Below are 17,299 nucleotides of genomic sequence, written 5' to 3'. Positions count from 1 at the left end.
CGCAGTTATGTGCATAACTACACTGCTGATTATTCTCCCGAATGGACGTGACTGCCAGAGAGGGAGCTACTTTCCGAAGTACGGAACGATCAGATAAATGCCAAACAGCACGGCAGCGCCACAAATGGCAAAGCACACGTAGGCAAGGGAGCGCATGAGGCCGGGCGACTTCTGCTGCGCATCACCGGCGATGGCCGTAAGGCGGACACCCAATGAGTACAGGACCACCAACGTGACGGCGGAGAAGAGCGTGACTCCGGCTACCTGCAGCAATTCCAACCATTTCATCGCTGCACATCCTCACTGGGGGTGGTCTTTCGGGACTTCTTTTTCTTGCGGAACCGCACTGCGTGGCCGGCTTCCTCAACCTCGACGGCGTTGTGGTGGCCAACGTGCGACTTGCGGGAGGCCACGAACATGAACAGCACGGCGGCCGTGCCTGCAACGGCGGCAATGATGACGCCCACAACGCCAGTGCCCACCAGCAGGGCCGTCAACGCACCGACAATCGCCGAGGCCGGCAGCGTAAAGAGCCACCCCAGGGCGATCTTGCCGGCGGTGCCCCAGCGAACCGAGGTTCCTTTGCGGCCCAGGCCCGAGCCGATGACGGATCCGGAGGCGACTTGCGTGGTGGAGAGGGCAAAACCCAAATGGGACGAAGCAAGGATTGCCGAGGCAGTGCTGGTCTCAGCGGAGAAGCCCTGGGCGGGCTTCACTTCCGTGAGTCCCGAACCCATGGTGCGGATGATCCGCCAGCCACCTGCGTAGGTACCAATGGCGATGGCGAAGGCACAAGCTGCAATGACCCAGAACTGGGGGCCGGAGCCCGGCGTCTGCGTGCCTGCGGCAATCAGGACCAGGGTGATGATGCCCATGGTCTTCTGGGCGTCGTTGGTGCCATGGGCGAGGGCTACCAGGCTTGAGGTGAAGATCTGGCCGGTACGGAAACCGCCGCGCTTCTGCGTGAGCTTGTCACCGGTTTCCGGGTCATGCCTCGAGGTCAGCGCATACGCAAGACGGGTACAGATATAGGCCACGAGGCCTGCGATGAGCGGCGCGAAGATCGCGGGCAGGATCACCTTTTGAAGGACGGTTTCAAAGTTGATGGAGTGGAACCCGATGCCCACAACCGCGGCGCCGATGAGGCCACCGAACAGGGCATGGGAGGAACTCGATGGAAGGCCCTTGAGCCACGTCACCATGTTCCAGAGGACCGCCCCCATGAGACCGGCAAAAATGATGTCCGGTGTGATGTGGATGCCGTCCGTGCCTTCCCGGATCAGACCACCGGAGATGGTCTTTGCCACTTCCGTGGAGAGGAACGCCCCTACGAGGTTGAGGACAGCGGCCAGGGCGACGGCCGTCTTGGGCTTGATCGCCCCCGTAGCGATAGGCGTAGCCATCGCATTGGCTGTGTCGTGAAACCCGTTGGTGAAGTCAAAGAATAGGGCCAACGCTATTACCAGCGCGACCATGAAGGTGATATCCACCTGTTGCCCAATCTGCAGAGTCGACGTTCAGCAGTTTCACTTCCCCATACCTGCCATCCACAGCATAGTTCAGCAAATGTTCAACTGACTCGACTTGCGGGATTCTCTCTGGCGGGCTTGAAACCTTAAGAATCCTACGTGCCATACCCTGAGTGGACAAACGTGCCGGGGCTCCGGTTCAGCCCAGAAAGGCCTTCACGGCCGCGAGCTCGCGACGCGACAGACCCTTGCGGGGATTCGGTGAGATGCAAAGCACACGGTCCTGCTGGTACTCAGCCCAGGATCTGGCATCGGACTCCTGGCTGAGTTGATCGTCGAGCCAGATGATCCGCTCGCTTCCAGCGGCGGCCAGGTCCTTTTGGAGTGCCACGAGTTTCCACCATTCGGGCCCTTCGTCCCAACCCTGGCTGGACAGTACCGGCCAGTCCTGCCCGTTCAGTCCGATCGCAGGGCACAGGAACTCCGGGGCGAGGCGTTCCCACGTGGTCAGCCAAACAAAACGGGCGGCAGGGTGGGTGGCAAGAGCGTTGAGCTCAGCGACCACCTCCGGGGCGAAAGCGACCTCAAGGATCCCGGCGTCGGCAATGCTCCATTCGGTGCCCCAGTCCGTGGTTCCGGCCGGACTAAAGGGATTCACCACGCCGTCGACATCCAAATAGATGGACACCGGCACTACGGCTTCTTCCTCGGATCCCATGGACAATCCCCCTTCCCCAATGACTGAGCCTCAGCCTACGGGACGACTGTCCAGTACGAGGCAAATCAATCCCTTGACGTTCGTCATGGAAGTGATAATCTCAAACCATGGAAAAGCCCGCAGTCCATTCCCCCCAAAGCGTCCGCCAGATCGAGGACACCGTCCGCACTAATTTCCGGCATGCGATGTCCTATGGCGGATACCTGGACCTTGACAGCCTGCTGAGTTCCCAGCACCCACTCAGCCAACCGGAGCACCACGATGAGTTGCTGTTCATCATCCAGCACCAGACCAGTGAACTCTGGCTCAAGCTGGTGCTCCATGAACTGCTGGAAGCCCGCAGGCTTTTTGACACCGACAACCTGGGCAAAGCCCTCAAATGCATTGCCCGCGTGAAGGCCATCCAGCGCACCATGACGGAGCAGTGGTCCGTGCTGGGAACCCTTACGCCCCGTGAGTACGCACAGTTCCGCGGCTTCCTGGGCAGCTCGTCCGGTTTCCAGTCGTATCAATACCGGGGTGTTGAGTTCCTGCTGGGCAACAAGAACCGTGGCATGCTGCGTGTTTTCGAAAGCGAGCCGGAAGCCCACGCGCTGCTCAGCACGCTCCTGGAGGAACCCACGCTGTACGACGCCTTCCTGGCGGTGCTCGCCCGTGCCGGATACGACATCCCTGCCGTGATCCTTGAGCGCGACAAGAGTGAACCGTGGACGTTCCATCAGGACCTTGTGCCCATCTTCCAGCAGATCTACGAATCCGACGACACTCCTTGGGGCCTCTACGAGGCCTGCGAGGACCTGGTGGATATCGAGGACAATTTCCAGGCCTGGCGTTTCCGCCATCTGCGGACAGTCCAACGCACCATCGGTTTCAAGGTAGGCACCGGTGGATCGTCCGGAGTGGACTTCCTCAAGCGCGCCCTGGACCTGACCTTCTTCCCAGAGCTCTACGCCGTCCGCACCGAGATCGGCAACTAAGCACAACATCGGGGCAACGCCGCCCACTACTTCCGCAGGAGGAACCATGACCACCGCACAGCAGACCCAACGGCCAACCTCTGCCGAGTTGGACGCCGCCGATCCTCTCGCCTCCCAGCGTGATGCGTTCTACACGCCCGACGCCGATCAACTGGCCTCGTACCTCGACGGGAACTCATTGGGACGCCCGTTGAAGGTTACGGCAGCGAACCTTGCCTCCTTCGTCCACGACGCCTGGGGCAGCCGGCTGATCCGCGGCTGGGATGAGCAGTGGATGGATGAGCCTACCGCTGTGGGTGACCGCATTGGCGAAGTGGCACTCGGCGCTGCCCCCGGGCAGACCACTGTTGGCGACTCCACGTCCGTCATGCTGTACAAGATGATTCGTGCCGCCGTGGACGCCCAACCTGGTCGGGATGAAATCATCATTGACCGCGACAACTTCCCCACCGACCGGTTCATCATCGAAGGCATCGCCAAGGAACGCGGAGCAACCATCAGGTGGATCGCCGCCAATCCCGCCAGCGGTGTCCGGGTTGAAGACCTGGACGGGCTGCTTGGCGAGCGGACTGCCGTGGTGGTCCTCAGCCATGTGGCCTACCGCTCGGGATTCCTGGCAGATGCCAAGGGGATCACCGCCAAGGTGCGTCAAGCCGGGGCCCTCATGCTGTGGGACCTCTGCCACTCCGTTGGCTCAGTGCCCTTGGAGCTGGACGAATGGGGAGTTGACCTCGCCGTGGGCTGCACCTACAAGTATCTCAACGGCGGGCCGGGCTCGCCCGCCTTCGCCTACGTGAACTCGTCGCAGCAAGACCGTTTGCAGCAGCCGATCTGGGGTTGGATGGGTGCCGATAATCCGTTTGGGATGACGGACGCCTACCGGCCGGCTCAGGGCATGCGCCGTTTCATCACAGGAACCCCGCCGGTCCTGGCCATGCAGCCACTCAAGGACATGGTGGAACTGATCGCCTCTGTGGGCATGGACGCCGTTCGTGGGAAGTCCATCAAGCTCACCGAGTACGCCATTGCTCTGTCCGAAGAACTCCTGGTACCGCTGGGCGCCCAAATCGTCAGTCCCCGGGATCCGGCTGAGCGTGGCTCGCACATCACTGTGGACCACCCCCTCTTCGCGGATGTCACTGCCAAACTGTGGGAGAAGGGTGTCATTCCCGACTTCCGCCCCCCGCACGGCTTGCGTATTGGCTTGTCGCCCTTGAGCACCAGTTACGCCGAGGTTGAGCTGGGAGTGGCTGCCATCCGCGACGCGCTCTCCGAGCTGCTGTGAGCCGGGGATGAGTTCCGTTCTTGACGACATGGACTCCCGGCCCGGGAGTACTACGTCATTGCTGCGTACCGTCGTAGGCCTGTATCTGCGCGACGCCGGTGGTTGGATGTCCGCCAAGGACATTGTGACGCTGATGGAGGCCCTGGGCACGTCCGGGACAGTCGCCCGGACGGCCCTGGGCCGCCTGCGCAAAAAGGATGTGGTGTTGCAGGAGGCCCGTGACGGCGTCCCCGGATTTACCCTGACTGATGGTGCCGCCGGCATGCTGGCCCGGGGCGACCGCCGGATTTACAACCCCCGGAGCATGTCTGCACAGGATCCCTGGTGCTTGATCTCTTTCTCCATCCCTGAAACGGAACGGGAAAAGAGGCACCAGCTGCGGCGCAGGCTCCATTGGATCGGTTGCGGGACGGTGGCGGCAGGGCTGTGGATCTGCCCCGATTCCTTGCGCGGGGAAGTGGAGGAAATCCTGGCAGACCTTGGCCTGCGCGACTTGACCACCATCTTCGTGACGGAAGCACCGCTGGTAGGTGGCACCCTCCAGGACGCCGCGTCCAAGTGGTGGGACCTGGAAGCCGTGGCCACTCTGCACAGGGACTTTATCGACGAGCACAGCGCCGCCGTTCCCCTGCAAGGGGCTGCTGCCGTGGAACCTGACTCCGGGGCCTTTGCCACGTATGTCCAGTGCATTGACCGATGGCGGATCATTCCCTACCTCGACCCCGGGCTGCCGGCAGCATTCCTGCCTGCGGATTGGCCCGGGGCCGAGGGAACACGATTGTTCAACAGGATCGTGGCTGCATACGCCGAACCAAGTGCGGAGTTCGTGCGCAGTACGTTGGGTGAAAGCGCCGTGGTTACGGTCTCCTGATTCCCACCCCGCGCCAGTAGGGCTCGCCGAGCTCTTCGAGAGGGGTCTTGGCCGTCTCCCTCGAGAAGAAGGCGGCCACACCCGCAATCACCATGCACAGGACCGCGAAACTGGCTACGGGCAACCAGCCGTCATGGCCTTTGCCCAGCAGCAGCCCGGCGATCAAGGGGGCAAAGCCAGCCACCACCAAGCCCAACTGGTTGCCCAGGGCCATGCCGGAGTACCGCACCGGCGCCGCAAAGAGTTCCGCAAAGTACGCAGGCCAGATTCCGTTGAAGCAGGAATAGAGCAACGTCATATTGACGAATGCCGCAACAAACACCAGCAGGATGTTGCCAGTGGACAGTGTCCAGAAGTAGGCGAAGATCGTCACCGAGCAACCGATGGCAGCCGTCAGGAGGAGTGGCCGCCTCCCCACCTTGTCCGAGAGTTTGGCTGTCAGTGGCATCACGAACATGGACAACCCGATGGCCACCGCGTTGACGGTCAGGATCGAGGCCTTGTCGAAACCAGCCGAGTTGGTGGCATAGGACAAGCCGAACACCGTAAAGATGGTCTGCATGACGGACATGATGGACATCCCGGCTACGCGTGCCACGTCCGCCGATTGGAAACGCAGCACCTCCCGAAGCGGCATGGGAGCAACGGCCCGGCGGTCCTTCGCTTCCTCGAACACCGGCGTCTCATCCAAATGGGTCCGCACCCAGTAGGCGATGGCCAGAACCACGATGGACAACCAGAACGGCACACGCCAACCCCAGGTCATCAGGGCTTCGGTGGGCAGCGCTGCTACGGGGATGAAGACGAGGGTGGCCAGGACCATCCCGGAGGCGTAGCCGGTCATGACGAAACTGGTGAAGAAGCCGCGGCGGCCTTCAGGAGAGTGCTCCAACGTAAGAGTTGAAGCACCTGCCGACTCCGCACCGGCAGAGAAGCCCTGTGCCAGGCGTCCGATCACCAACAGGATGGGGGCCCATACGCCGATCTGGCTGTAGCTGGGCAGGAATCCGATGCCCAGGGAAGCCAACCCCATGACGCCCAGGGTGATGAGCAGTATTTTCTTCCGGCCCAGTTTGTCGCCGAAATGGCCCATGACCAGGCCACCCACGGGACGTGCCACGTAGGCCACCCCAAAGGTCGCAAAAGCGCCAATCAGGCCTACCGAGGGGTCTTCAGACGGGAAGAACAGCGGACCGAAGACCAGCGCGGCAGCTGAGCCATAGATAAAGAAGTCGTAGTACTCCAGGGTGCTACCCAGAAAAGAAGCAAGAGCCGCTTTTCCCGGGGTTTTGCGCAGCGTTGTTGACTGCCGGGTTGTGATTGACATGGCTATTCTCCTTCGAATGGCACAGTTCGCTGATCGCAGCTAGAGCGGAAAATCAACGGCAATGATCTGCTCGCTGTTGGGAAACGAGTACACCTTGAGGGGTTCATGCAGTGGGTGGGTGTTGTACACCTCGATGTCCTCTGCCGAGGCGAAGTCAGCCACAATCGCATAGTCGAAAGAACGGCGATGCTGGAGGACGTCGGCTCCGTGCGTGAGCTTCAAGAGCCCCGGAATGTTGCCGTCCATCCGATTCAGGCCCTCAATCCACGCGGCCTTGTCCGCCGGAGGGAAGTCCGGTTTGAATTTGAAGAGCACAGCGTGGCGGATCATGCTCCAACTCCGGCGGTAGCGGGTACAGGCACATACTCGGCTGGCTGGCCGGCAACGGTCCGGCCCGCAAGGTATCCCATGGTCATGATGGGCCCCAAGGTAGCGCCGGCACCGGGGTAACCGGCGGCGTAGGCGTTCTCGGTGGTGTTGCCGGCAGCGAAGAGTCCGGGGATCGGCTCCCCGTCCACGTCCAGAACCCGGGCGAGGCCGTCCGTGGCTACTCCCCCGTTGCTGCCAAATGCCCCGTTGACTACTTCCATGGCATAGAACGGACCTTTGTGCAGAGGACCCAGCGACGGGTTGGGCCAAGGGCACTCGTCATCGCCCCAGTACTGGTCGTAAGCGCTCTCTCCGCGGCCGAAGTCAGGGTCTTCGCCCTTCGCCGCGTACTCGTTGAAACGGCCTACGGTTGCTTCGAGATTCACTGCGGGAACACCGATCCGGGCAGCGAGTTGGTGCAGGGTGGGAGCCTCGATCAGGTAGTCGGGTGTTGGCTGGCCGGCCCGGTGCGCCAAGACGCCGTACCGCTCCAGATAGCTGTGATCGAACACTACGTGTGCAGGCGTGTTCAGTGTCTGGTTGTTGGGCGAATCCCAGGACTGCAGGCAGCGGGCGAGGTCGTTGTAATTCTGTGACTCGTTGGCGAAGCGGCGTCCGTGGCGGTTGACCATCAGCGAGCCCGGCCCTTGGCGTTCGAAGCGGAGCAGCGTGCCTACGGGGGCGCCGTCCCTGGTGTCCCCCGTGACGGCCATGGGCGCCCACCAGGCTTCACGCGTACCGCGGGTTTGCGCCCCAACCCGCTGGGCCATCTTGAGGCCGTCCCCGGTATTCGATGGGGGTGAACACATGATGTAGAGGCGTGAGGCCAGGAGTGAATCGGCCAAGGCCTTGTCCCATTCGAATCCTCCGGTGGCCAGGACCACACCGTCGTTGGCGTGGAAAGTTTCACCAGACTCGAGTTGGACGCCCACTACCCTACCGGCGTCGAGCATTAACCGGTGCCCGCGGGCACCGGCCACCAGCGCAGCGCCGTCGCGGACCAGGCTGGCCAACAGCATGGCCACCAGCGCCTGACCTTTGGCAACAAGTCCCTGCTCCTGCCGCTGGTTCAACTCCTCCCAGGGAAACTTGGTGAACGCTCCCCAAGTCTCGTATTCCTGCATGGTGAATGGCGCACGCCCGTCAGAGCGCACGTGGACCGCCAGGTCACCGAGAGCTTCACGGATGTTGAACAGTTCGGGTTCAACTGTCCGTCCGCCTTCCACGGAACCTGGCAAGTCCTGGCGGTAGTCCGGGAAGTTGTCGAGGAAAATGAAGCGGACGCCGCATTCATCCTCGGTGAAACGGAGCATGGTATCTCCGTAGTTCAGCGCAGCGTCCAGGAGCTCTTCACGGCTGCGGCCGCGGGCCACGGCCCGGACGTACTGCGCCGCGGCCTCCTTGGAGTCACGCAGCCCCGCCTCGCGGGCATGGTGGTTGTCTGCCACCCAGAGCATGCCGCCTGAAACGGCTGACGTGCCGCCCAGCAATTCGGTTTTTTCAAGCACGACGACGGACTTGCCGGCCCGTGCGGCTGTCGCCGCTGCGGTCAGCGCGCCTGCGCCGGAACCGACAACAACGACGTCGTAGGTCCCGGAAGGTGTTCCGTTCAGGAACTTCATGGTGTTGCCTCTCATGGGAAAGATGTGGGTTTGCTACGGAAAGAAATGAGGTGCTCAGACGGCCGTGTAGCCGCCGTCGATGACCAGCTCGGAGCCTGTGGTGAACCGGGATTCGTCGGAGGCCAGATAGAGGACTCCGTAGGCGATTTCATCGGGCTCGCCCTGGCGTGGGAGCGGATTTCCACCAACAAGCTGCTGGTAGTAGGCCTCAGCTCCGATGTCCGATTGCTCTGCCGAGTGGCGGCTCATCCTGGTGTTCATCGAACCGGGGTGGATGGAGTTCACCCGTATGCCATACATGCCGTAGGCTGCGGCATCTGACTTGCTCAAGAGCCGGACCGCCCCTTTGGTGGCGTGATACAGCGGGACGTTGCGTCCGCCGGTCAAACCGTGAATGGACGAAAAATTGATGATGCTGCCGGCCTGCTTTTCGATCATGGCCGGAACAATGTGTTTGGTCAGGAGCCAGACTCCTTTGACGTTGACATCAAAGATGGCGTTGAAATCATCCGTGGTGGCGGTGTGGCTGGCTCCTGCGGGGCCGATAATTCCGGCCGCATTGACCAGGACATCCGGCACGCCGAGTTCGGCAGTGAGCTGCCGGACAACCTCGGCCACGCTGGCTTCGTCCGTGACGTCCACGGCGTACTCTGTGATCCCGGGGTAGCTGGCCGGCGAGTGGGTTTCAGCCCGGTCCAGGCTGGCGACAGTTGCTCCGTGATCGGCCAGCAGGCGGGCAGCTGCTCCGCCGAGGTCTCCCCTGCCGCCGGTGACCACGGCCACCTTGCCAGCCACCCGCGCGGCGCCTGCTTGTCTACCAGCCAACGTTGTTGTGTCCATGACGAACTCCTCCTGCCGCGGCATTGCGGCTGCTGAACTCTGAGTAAGGCGCAGGGCAGCACGGAACAGGGCCTATGGGCCGCAAAGTGTGGTTACCGGGCGAACTGCCCTGCTGGATTCCACTCTGCCAGCGGACTTGTGAGTGGCACCACAGGGTTACCGATGAACGGGAATCAGAAGTTTCCGTTGCTTTGGCGGAGGGCACCTTTGAGTTCGTCGCGCCAACCCAGGGCACGGGAGATGCCGCGTGCAGCGGTCATCAGGACCGGCACACGCGCCGCAGCGTTTTCCTCGTTCCTGGGCACAACAACGCTCAGTGCGGCCACCACGGTGTTGGTCCTGTCAAAAACCGGCACTGCAATTCCACTGGACTCCGGGACGATAATTCCGGGCATGGAAGCAAAACCGCGCTGTCGTATATTGGCCAAATGGCGTCGGAGTTCGGTGGGGCTGGTCAACGTCGCATCCGTGAATTTCTCCAGCGTCCGCGACAGGAAAAGGTCCTGGTACGCCGGCGATGAATGGGCCAACAGCACCAACCCGGAGGACGTTCCGTGGACCGGTAGCCGGCCCGCCACCTTGGTGATATCCACCATCGAGTCGCGGGAACCGATCCGCTCGATGTAAAGCACCTCGTCCGAATCCAGGATCCCCAGCGTGGTGGAGTGCTGGACCACCGACTGAACGTCCTCCATGAACGGCAGGGCAGCTTCGCGAAGGCCCACCATGCGTGAACTCCGGGAGACCAGTTCCCAGAGCCGCGTGCCAATTCGAACCTCGGCGTTGGGTTCGCGTTCCAACAGCCCTTCGGCAAGGAGTTCGTCCACCAGCCGGTACGTGGTGGTGACCGGAAGTCCTGACCGTCGGGCCAAGGTAGCAACACTCATGGTGCGGTGACCGTCGTCGAACGCTCCCACCAGCCGGACGACGCGGCGGATGACCGACTCACCCGACGACGAGTTGGCCACGTCAGCCTCCGGACTTCACGCGGGAGACGAACCGGAACCTGTCTCCCCGAAACGAGCTGCGTGTCCATTCCACCGGAACACCTGCCGAGTCACGGGCCAGGCGGTGAACCAACAGCAGGGGTGCCCCCATCTCGATGCCCAGCAGCCGCACATCCTCCGGCCCGGCAAGTGCCGTCTCCACGGTGTCCTCGACGTCGGCAATTCGAACCCCGTAGACATCGGCCAGCACGGCATAGAGCGAGCCGGCCTTGGCCAGACTGGACTTAAACCTCGGGAGCCTGCCTGGCAGCCAGGCGATCTCGTGGGCCAAGGGCTCTCCGTCGATCAGGCGGATGCGTTCCAGCCTGGTGACCGGATCGCCTTGGTCAAGGCCCAAATGGGCTGCAACCCCGGCATCGGATTTGACCACTTCCAAGGCAATGAGCCTGGAGTCCGGCCTCAGGCCCTGCGTACGGGCGTCGTCGGAAAATGACGTCAACTGCCGGACGTGTGTCACTTTTGGAGGTGCCACAAACGTTCCATGCCCCTGGATGCGGCCCAGCTTTCCCTCCGCCACGAGCTCGCTGATGGCCTGCCGGACTGTGGTGCGGGATGTCGCGTACTTTTCTGCGAGTGCCCGCTCCGTGGGGATGAGAGTTCCCGGCTGGAGTCCTGCAATCAGCCCCAGCACCTCGGTCTTGAGGAGGTAATACTTGGGGGTCGCCGGCGCGACATCTGTGGACATATTGGACATCCTACTTGTAGACAACATCATTGGTCTATGCCAATCTTGGCAGGTTGGTCTAAACCAATTCCGGAAGCATTCCGGCAAGACCCTACTTTTCCACAGATCCAAGGGACAAAGATGTCGATCCTGCATGACCTCCGGCAAACACCCCGACTCGGGCTTCTGGTGGGCGGCGCTGCTGCCACCATCGGCGTAATTTACGGGTACGACATGTCAAACATCGCCGGCGCCCTGCTGTTCATCACCAAGCAGTTCAACCTCTCCACTTCCCAACAAGAGCTGGTGACCACCGCGGTGGTTGCAGGAGAAGTGCTGGGCGCCCTGGTGGGCGGCTGGCTGTCCAACCGACTGGGCCGGAAGACGTGCATGGTGGGCCTGGCCGTAGGGTATGCGCTCTTCGCCGTTCTGAGCGCGATGTCGAACGACGTGCCCACCTTGCTCCTTGCCCGTCTCCTTCTTGGCCTGACCATCGGAGTCTCGGTGGTGGTTGTCCCGGTCTTCGTCGCAGAATCGGCCCCGGCGAAAGTTCGTGGCGCCCTGCTGGTGGCCTACCAGGTGGCCACGGTCATCGGCATCATCGTGGGCTATGTTGCCGCCTATGTCCTGGCCGGAACCGGATCCTGGCGTTGGATGCTGGGACTCGCCGCCGTTCCGGCTGTGATTGTGCTGGCCATCGTCATCAAACTCCCCGATACAGCCCGCTGGTACATGATGCGGGGCCGGACAGCGGATGCCCGGCGAACCCTCTCCGCCATCGAACCGGATGCTGACGTGGAAGCTGAACTTTCCCGAATGCAGCGTGCCATCAGCGAAGAACGCGGCGGAGGGCTCCGGGAGATGCTCCGCGTCCCGTACTTGCGGGCCACAGTATTTGTTGTGGGTCTGGGCTTCTTCATCCAGATCACCGGCATCAACGCGGTGGTCTACTACAGTCCCAGGATCTTCGAGGCCATGGGGTTCAGCGGCAATGCGGCTCTTCTGCTCCTTCCGGCGGCCGTTCAGGTAGCTGCCCTCTTTGCCGTTTTTGTGTCGTTGTCCCTGGTGGACCGGCTGGGACGCCGTCCAGTGCTGTTGACGGGTATTGGGATGATGGTGCTGGCGAACATCCTGCTGGTGTGCGTCTTCATGGCGGGGCAGAACTTCGGTGGGCTCCTGACCGTTCTGGGATTCCTGGGAGTTCTCCTGTTCACCGTCGGATTCACCTTTGGCTTCGGTGCCCTGGTGTGGGTCTACGCCGGCGAGAGTTTCCCATCGCGTCTGCGTTCCCTCGGTGCGAGTGCCATGCTGACCTCCGATCTGGTGGCCAATGTCCTGGTTGCGGCCTTCTTCCTCACGATGCTCCAGCGACTCGGCGGGGCAGGAACCTTCGCCGTTTTCGGTGTACTGGCTATCCTCGGGTTTATGTTTGTCCGAAAGTTCGCACCTGAAACGAAGGGACGTCAGTTGGAGGAAATACAGCAGTTCTGGGAAAACGGTGGCAAGTGGCCCGACGTCGAAGGCGGGACGAACAGCAGCATGAACCCCGCGGAAACCACCACAGAACCGGCGGCAGTCCGGTGACGCCCGCAGTTCTGGGCCTCCACATCGGCGGCTCAAAGACGCACGCTGTGCGGTCGGATGACTCCGGCGAGGGTACCGGCGTCGAGATCACCGAAGCGAGCGCCAACCTCTCATCCGTGGGCCACCAGGGCGCTGACGCCGTGCTGCGCCGGATCGCGTCGAGCGTCGGGACGGGAGTCGAAGCCGTGTGCGCAGGAGCGGCAGGCGCTGACACCCCCGCAAGCCGTGCGGTCCTGTCTGCCTTGCTGACCGAACACTTCCCCGGCGCAAAAATCGACGTGGTCCACGACACTCGCATTGTGCTCGCAGCAGCCGGACTGGACGCAGGCGCTGTGGTGGTTGCCGGTACAGGCTCGGTGGCCTGGGGCCGGAACGCTGACGGACGGGAAGCCCGCAGTGGAGGGTATGGCTACCTGCTGGGCGACGAAGGTGGAGCCTACTCTGTGGTGCGCGACGCCGTGCGGGAGTCCCTACGCGAATACTATGCAGGCCTGGAACCCGGCACGCTTGTCCAGTCCCTGATGGCTGCTACGGCCAGTGTCGATGCCCTCCAACTCATGGATTCCTTCTACGCCAAGCCCGAGCCCGACCACTGGGCAGGGCTTGCTCCCCTTGTCCTTGAATTGGCTGCCGAAGGCGACCCCGCGGCTTTGCGGATCCAAGCCGAGGCAGCCCACCATCTGGCCGCCCTGGCCAGGCAGGTGCTGGGTGAGCTCGGTTTGGAACTGCCGCTTGTCATGGCCGGCAGTTTGTTGGTGAACCACAACGGCCTGTCCAGCGCAGTTGCACGGAAGGTTGCCTTGGAAGATCCATCGTCCATCAGGATCCTGACGCAGCCCCCCGTCCACGGCGCCGTGGAATTGGCGCGGCAACTGATCCTGCCCTGACCTGATGGCGCGTGATCCCCACAGGTAACCGGAGTAGTCTGGATCCATGCCTTTCACATGCGGTGGTTGGTAGCGATGACACGGGCTCAGCAGCGATGGCTGCCTGCTCTCCTCATCCCCGTTGCCTTGGTTATGGCGGTTCTGCTTGGTTCGGTCCAGGCAGGCGCGGCCGTATCTTTGCCGTCCAAGACTGCTGACGAGATCCTGGCCATGATCGCACGCACCGACGTGCGGGCGTTGTCCGGCACGGTGGAGCAGTCCGCAGGGTTGGGGCTGCCTGAGGTTCCGACCACCGGCCCTGGCATTGCGCCAGGAGCGGCCTCGGCCCTGGAACTGTTGACCGGCACCCACACGGCCAGGATCTTTGTGGATGGCCCGTCAAAGGCCCGGTTGCAGGTTCTTGACCAGTTGGCTGAGCGTGACGTGGTGATCAACGGCGGCAACGCCTGGTTCTATGACTCTGCGGACAACAGCGCCACCCATCTCAGCGCCCCGGCATCGCCCGCTTCCGACGGCCATGAGTCGATGCCTTCCCGTTCCACCATGCCCACACCCGAGGCAGTGGCAAGAAGCTTCCTGGCGGCCATTGACAGCTCCACCGAAGTCAGCGTTGGAGACGCCCGGTCTGTTGCCGGCCGCAGCGCCTACCGGCTGACCCTGAACCCACGCAGCCAGGAGACTTTGGTTGACTCGGTGTCCATCGACGTTGATTCCCAGACTGGACTTCCGCTGGGAATCGAGGTGCGCGCCAAGGATCAGGAAGAGCCCGCCTACTCACTTGCCTTCACGGAGCTGAATCTGTCCACTCCGGACGCTGGACTGTTTGAGTTCACTCCTCCTTCCGGCGCCTCAATCACGGAAGAAGTCCTACCGCCGAAACCCGTACCAACGTTGGCGGCGCCGCCGGACGCCGGACAGCTCCGCCACAGTGGTCCAGCACCCACCGGTGAAGGCTGGGACACGGTGCTCGCGTTCCCCGCAGGATCCGTTCCACCCGGGTTCTTGTCCAATCCGCAGCTGTCCCAGGCCCTGCAGCCGGTTGCCGGTGGCCGGGCGTTGACGACGTCCCTGCTGAGCGTCCTGGTGCTCGACGACGGCCGCGTCTATGCGGGCATGGTGCCTTTGGACCGGCTTCAGTCAGCCGCTGCCGCCCAGTGAAGGAACCTGCCGGGCTTGCCATAGAGACCCAGGGTCTGGTGAAGCGTTTCGGCCGCCGCGCCGCCGTAGACGGCATTAACCTCGCCGTTCCCCGCGGCTCGATATTTGGCTTCCTCGGCCCCAATGGCTCCGGGAAGACCACCACCATCCGCGTGCTGCTGGGACTGGCATCGGCGAACAGCGGGAACGTGCGCGTCCTGGGCATGGAGATGCCCGGAGCTTTGGCCTCCGTACTGCCGGACGTGGGAGCCCTGGTGGAAGGTCCCGGGTTCTATCCCTTTCTGTCCGGCACAGGAAACCTCTTGCGTCTGGATGCCGCTGACCGACACGCTTCTTCGGCCACCAGGCGGGAGCGGGTCCATGACGCGCTGGACCGGGTGGGGCTCAGCCACGCCGCCGGTAAGAAGGTCCGCGCGTACTCCTTGGGCATGAAGCAGCGCCTTGGCCTGGCCAACGCAATGCTCAGGCCGCGGGAGTTGCTGGTTTTGGACGAACCCACCAACGGACTCGATCCCCAGGGGACGCGTGAAGTACGGGCCTTGGTTCGTTCACTCGCTGCCGGAGGAACCACCGTGTTCGTCTCCAGCCATCTCTTGGCTGAGGTGGAGCAGATGTGTACCCATGTGGGCGTCATGAGTGCGGGGCGGCTGGTGGCCCAGGGGCCGCTGGATGAGCTGCGCTCTTCCGGTGAGGCGCACGTTGTGGTTCACACGCCCGACGTCGAACGTGCCGCCGGTGTTTTGGCGCGCCTGGGGCTGGTTCCCGGCCAAGGCGCAGGCACCGGTTCCTCGTGGGATTCCACCGCACTGCACCCAAGCACCGCACTGCCCGAGGCCAAGGCGTTGGTGGCCACAGGGCCCAACGGACTGGCGCCTGAAGCGATCGTGGCCGCACTGGTGGCCGATGGTGTGCGGGTCCGCGGGTTCACTGTTGAGAATGCGAGCCTTGAGGAACGCTTTGTCTCGCTCACCGGGGAGGGGTTCGACGTTGTCGGCTGAAACTGGCACGGCCCAGGCGGGGTCCAGCGTGGGGTCCAGTGCGGGGTGGGCGCTGCTGGGCTCGGAGTTGTCAGTGCTGTTCCGTCGCCTCCGTACATGGGCCATGTTGATAGCCCTCGCGGCTGTACCCATACTCATTGCCGTCGCCGTCAAGTTGTCGTCACGGCCGGCGACTCCTGGCCGTGGTCCGTTGTTCCTGGACCGCATCACCCAAAACGGACTCTTCGTTGCAGTCACGGCCTTGGTGGTGTGCGTGCCACTGTTCCTCCCGCTGACCGTGGGCGTCGTTGCCGGAGACACGATTGCCGGGGAAGCGAACCTGGGTACCTTGCGATACCTCCTGCTGGCACCGGCGGGGCGGATACGTCTGCTCCTGGTGAAATACGCCGGGGCCGTCGCTTTCTGCTTCGCCGCAACGGCTACCGTGGCAGCGTCAGGTGCCCTGGCCGGCGTCGTACTTTTTCCAGTGGGTCCTGTGACCCTGCTGTCCGGGGACACCATCAGTGTGGGTGAGTCAGCGCTCCGATCCCTGTTGATCGCCGCCTACATCACGGTTTCCCTGCTGGGCCTGTCCGCGATCGGCTTGCTGATTTCCACCTTCACGGACGTACCGGTGGGCGCAATGGCCGCCACCATTGTCCTTTCGGTGGTCTCGCAGGTGCTGGACAATCTGCCACAACTGGACTGGCTGCATCCGTGGCTGTTCAGCCACCATTGGTTGGGCTTCGCGGACCTGCTCCGGGAGCCGGTCTCGTGGACATCGTTCGGAGAAAACGCCGTGCTGCAGGCCGCGTACATTGCCGTATGCGGCGCGTTGGCCTACGCCAGGTTCTCCAACAAGGATGTGTTGTCCTAGCTTTGTCGTAGGCTCTTCCCATGGCCAGATTCTTTGATGTTCACCCGGAAGATCCTCAACCACGCGCCATTGGCCAAGTGGTTAAGATGCTGCAGGACGGTGGCTTGATCGCCTACCCCACCGACTCCTGCTACGCCCTGGGGGCCCAGATCGGCAACAGGGATGCACTGGACCGGATCCGGACCATCAGGCAGCTTGACGACAAACACCACTTCACGCTGGTGTGTAAGGATTTCGCCCAAATGGGGCAATTCGTCATGCTGGACAACGACGTCTTCCGCAGCATCAAGGCCGTTACGCCCGGCAGCTACACCTTCATCCTTCCCGCCACACGGGAGGTTCCCAAGCGGCTCCTGCACCCCAAGAAGAAGACCGTGGGCGTGCGCATCCCGGACCACAGGGTTGTCCAGGCCCTCCTGGCCGAGTTGGGCGAACCTCTGCTGTCCAGTACGCTCCTGCTTCCGGATGCGGAGGAACCGTTGACCCAAGGCTGGGAAATCAAGGAAAGACTGGATCACCAGGTGGACGGCGTGATCGACGCCGGCGACACCGGTTCCGAACCCACCACCGTGATCGACTTCTCCAGCGGTGTGGCCGAAGTGGTTCGGCGAGGAACCGGAGATCCTTCGCGCTTCGAGTAGGCCTACGCGCCGGCGTCAGTGGAAAT

18 protein-coding genes are annotated in these 17,299 nt (G+C 62.8%); 9 read left to right on the top strand and 9 right to left on the bottom strand.

The annotated features are described in order from the left end of the window. Positions 1 to 66 precede the first annotated feature (66 nt). The 3 genes from BMY91_RS09585 to BMY91_RS09575 all read right to left on the bottom strand — a co-directional run bounded on the left by BMY91_RS09585 (position 67) and on the right by BMY91_RS09575 (position 2,187). The gene (locus BMY91_RS09585; RefSeq protein WP_090821269.1) at positions 67 to 288 is read right to left on the bottom strand and encodes a hypothetical protein; all 222 of its coding nucleotides are present in this window, start codon (positions 286 to 288) and stop codon (positions 67 to 69) included. Further along, positions 285 to 1,490, bottom strand: a complete 1,206-nt coding sequence (locus BMY91_RS09580) for an inorganic phosphate transporter (protein ID WP_090821267.1) — start codon at positions 1,488 to 1,490, stop codon at positions 285 to 287. The genes BMY91_RS09585 and BMY91_RS09580 overlap by 4 nt, the downstream gene beginning before the upstream one ends. 178 nt (positions 1,491 to 1,668) lie before the next feature. Then, the gene (locus BMY91_RS09575; RefSeq protein WP_090821265.1) at positions 1,669 to 2,187 is read right to left on the bottom strand and encodes an HAD domain-containing protein; all 519 of its coding nucleotides are present in this window, start codon (positions 2,185 to 2,187) and stop codon (positions 1,669 to 1,671) included. Positions 2,188 to 2,294: 107 nt separating this feature from the next. On the opposite strand from BMY91_RS09575, the gene kynA reads away from it, so the two are divergent. From kynA to BMY91_RS09560, 3 genes are read left to right on the top strand one after another with little or no spacing between them, the layout of a single operon-like run. Beyond that, on the top strand, positions 2,295 to 3,164 hold the full coding sequence (gene kynA, locus BMY91_RS09570) for a tryptophan 2,3-dioxygenase (protein ID WP_090821263.1): 870 nt from the start codon (positions 2,295 to 2,297) through the stop codon (positions 3,162 to 3,164). 46 nt (positions 3,165 to 3,210) lie between these two features. Beyond that, complete coding sequence (locus BMY91_RS09565; protein WP_090821261.1) at positions 3,211 to 4,449, top strand: kynureninase; 1,239 nt, start codon at positions 3,211 to 3,213, stop codon at positions 4,447 to 4,449. Positions 4,450 to 4,456: 7 nt separating this feature from the next. Continuing rightward, positions 4,457 to 5,320, top strand: a complete 864-nt coding sequence (locus BMY91_RS09560; RefSeq protein ID WP_090821259.1) for a PaaX family transcriptional regulator — start codon at positions 4,457 to 4,459, stop codon at positions 5,318 to 5,320. On the opposite strand, the gene BMY91_RS09555 is transcribed toward BMY91_RS09560, so the two are convergent. The 6 genes from BMY91_RS09555 to BMY91_RS09530 all read right to left on the bottom strand — a co-directional run bounded on the left by BMY91_RS09555 (position 5,307) and on the right by BMY91_RS09530 (position 11,179). Then, entirely contained in the window at positions 5,307 to 6,647 is a 1,341-nt protein-coding gene (locus BMY91_RS09555) for an MFS transporter (RefSeq protein ID WP_090821257.1), read from the bottom strand. The genes BMY91_RS09560 and BMY91_RS09555 overlap by 14 nt on opposite strands. Positions 6,648 to 6,686: 39 nt before the next feature. After that, complete coding sequence (locus BMY91_RS09550; protein ID WP_090821255.1) at positions 6,687 to 6,977, bottom strand: Dabb family protein; 291 nt, start codon at positions 6,975 to 6,977, stop codon at positions 6,687 to 6,689. Beyond that, on the bottom strand, positions 6,974 to 8,638 hold the full coding sequence (locus BMY91_RS09545) for a 4-oxocyclohexanecarboxylate 2-dehydrogenase (RefSeq protein ID WP_090821253.1): 1,665 nt from the start codon (positions 8,636 to 8,638) through the stop codon (positions 6,974 to 6,976). Before BMY91_RS09545 ends, BMY91_RS09550 begins: the two co-directional genes overlap by 4 nt. Before the next feature lie 54 nt (positions 8,639 to 8,692). Next, positions 8,693 to 9,478, bottom strand: a complete 786-nt coding sequence (locus BMY91_RS09540) for an SDR family NAD(P)-dependent oxidoreductase (protein ID WP_090821252.1) — start codon at positions 9,476 to 9,478, stop codon at positions 8,693 to 8,695. Between the two features lie 173 nt (positions 9,479 to 9,651). Then, on the bottom strand, positions 9,652 to 10,446 hold the full coding sequence (locus BMY91_RS09535; protein WP_090821250.1) for an IclR family transcriptional regulator: 795 nt from the start codon (positions 10,444 to 10,446) through the stop codon (positions 9,652 to 9,654). 1 nt (position 10,447) lies between these two features. Then, positions 10,448 to 11,179: a GntR family transcriptional regulator gene (locus BMY91_RS09530; protein ID WP_090821248.1), complete on the bottom strand. Its 732-nt coding sequence runs from the start codon at positions 11,177 to 11,179 to the stop codon at positions 10,448 to 10,450. Between the two features lie 111 nt (positions 11,180 to 11,290). On the opposite strand from BMY91_RS09530, the gene BMY91_RS09525 reads away from it, so the two are divergent. The 6 genes from BMY91_RS09525 to BMY91_RS09500 all read left to right on the top strand — a co-directional run bounded on the left by BMY91_RS09525 (position 11,291) and on the right by BMY91_RS09500 (position 17,273). Beyond that, positions 11,291 to 12,733, top strand: coding sequence for a sugar porter family MFS transporter (locus BMY91_RS09525; RefSeq protein WP_090821246.1), 1,443 nt, complete (start codon positions 11,291 to 11,293; stop codon positions 12,731 to 12,733). Continuing rightward, on the top strand, positions 12,730 to 13,620 hold the full coding sequence (locus tag BMY91_RS09520; RefSeq protein ID WP_090821244.1) for an N-acetylglucosamine kinase: 891 nt from the start codon (positions 12,730 to 12,732) through the stop codon (positions 13,618 to 13,620). The genes BMY91_RS09525 and BMY91_RS09520 overlap by 4 nt, the downstream gene beginning before the upstream one ends. A 75-nt stretch (positions 13,621 to 13,695) precedes the next feature. Continuing rightward, on the top strand, positions 13,696 to 14,778 hold the full coding sequence (locus tag BMY91_RS09515) for a LolA family protein (protein ID WP_090821242.1): 1,083 nt from the start codon (positions 13,696 to 13,698) through the stop codon (positions 14,776 to 14,778). Further along, on the top strand, positions 14,775 to 15,776 hold the full coding sequence (locus BMY91_RS09510; protein ID WP_090821241.1) for an ABC transporter ATP-binding protein: 1,002 nt from the start codon (positions 14,775 to 14,777) through the stop codon (positions 15,774 to 15,776). Before BMY91_RS09515 ends, BMY91_RS09510 begins: the two co-directional genes overlap by 4 nt. Continuing rightward, positions 15,715 to 16,632, top strand: coding sequence for an ABC transporter permease (locus tag BMY91_RS09505; RefSeq protein ID WP_371261037.1), 918 nt, complete (start codon positions 15,715 to 15,717; stop codon positions 16,630 to 16,632). Before BMY91_RS09510 ends, BMY91_RS09505 begins: the two co-directional genes overlap by 62 nt. A gap of 20 nt (positions 16,633 to 16,652) precedes the next feature. Then, positions 16,653 to 17,273 carry an L-threonylcarbamoyladenylate synthase gene (locus tag BMY91_RS09500; protein WP_090821240.1) on the top strand — a complete coding sequence of 207 codons (621 nt, stop codon included), beginning with the start codon at positions 16,653 to 16,655 and terminating at the stop codon, positions 17,271 to 17,273. Positions 17,274 to 17,299 lie beyond the last annotated feature (26 nt).

The organism is Arthrobacter sp. yr096 (assembly GCF_900108925.1).
GTDB lineage: Bacteria > Actinomycetota > Actinomycetes > Actinomycetales > Micrococcaceae > Arthrobacter.
The sequence above is the reverse complement of the archived record's forward strand: the minus strand, read 5'-3'. Positions and strand labels throughout refer to the sequence as shown.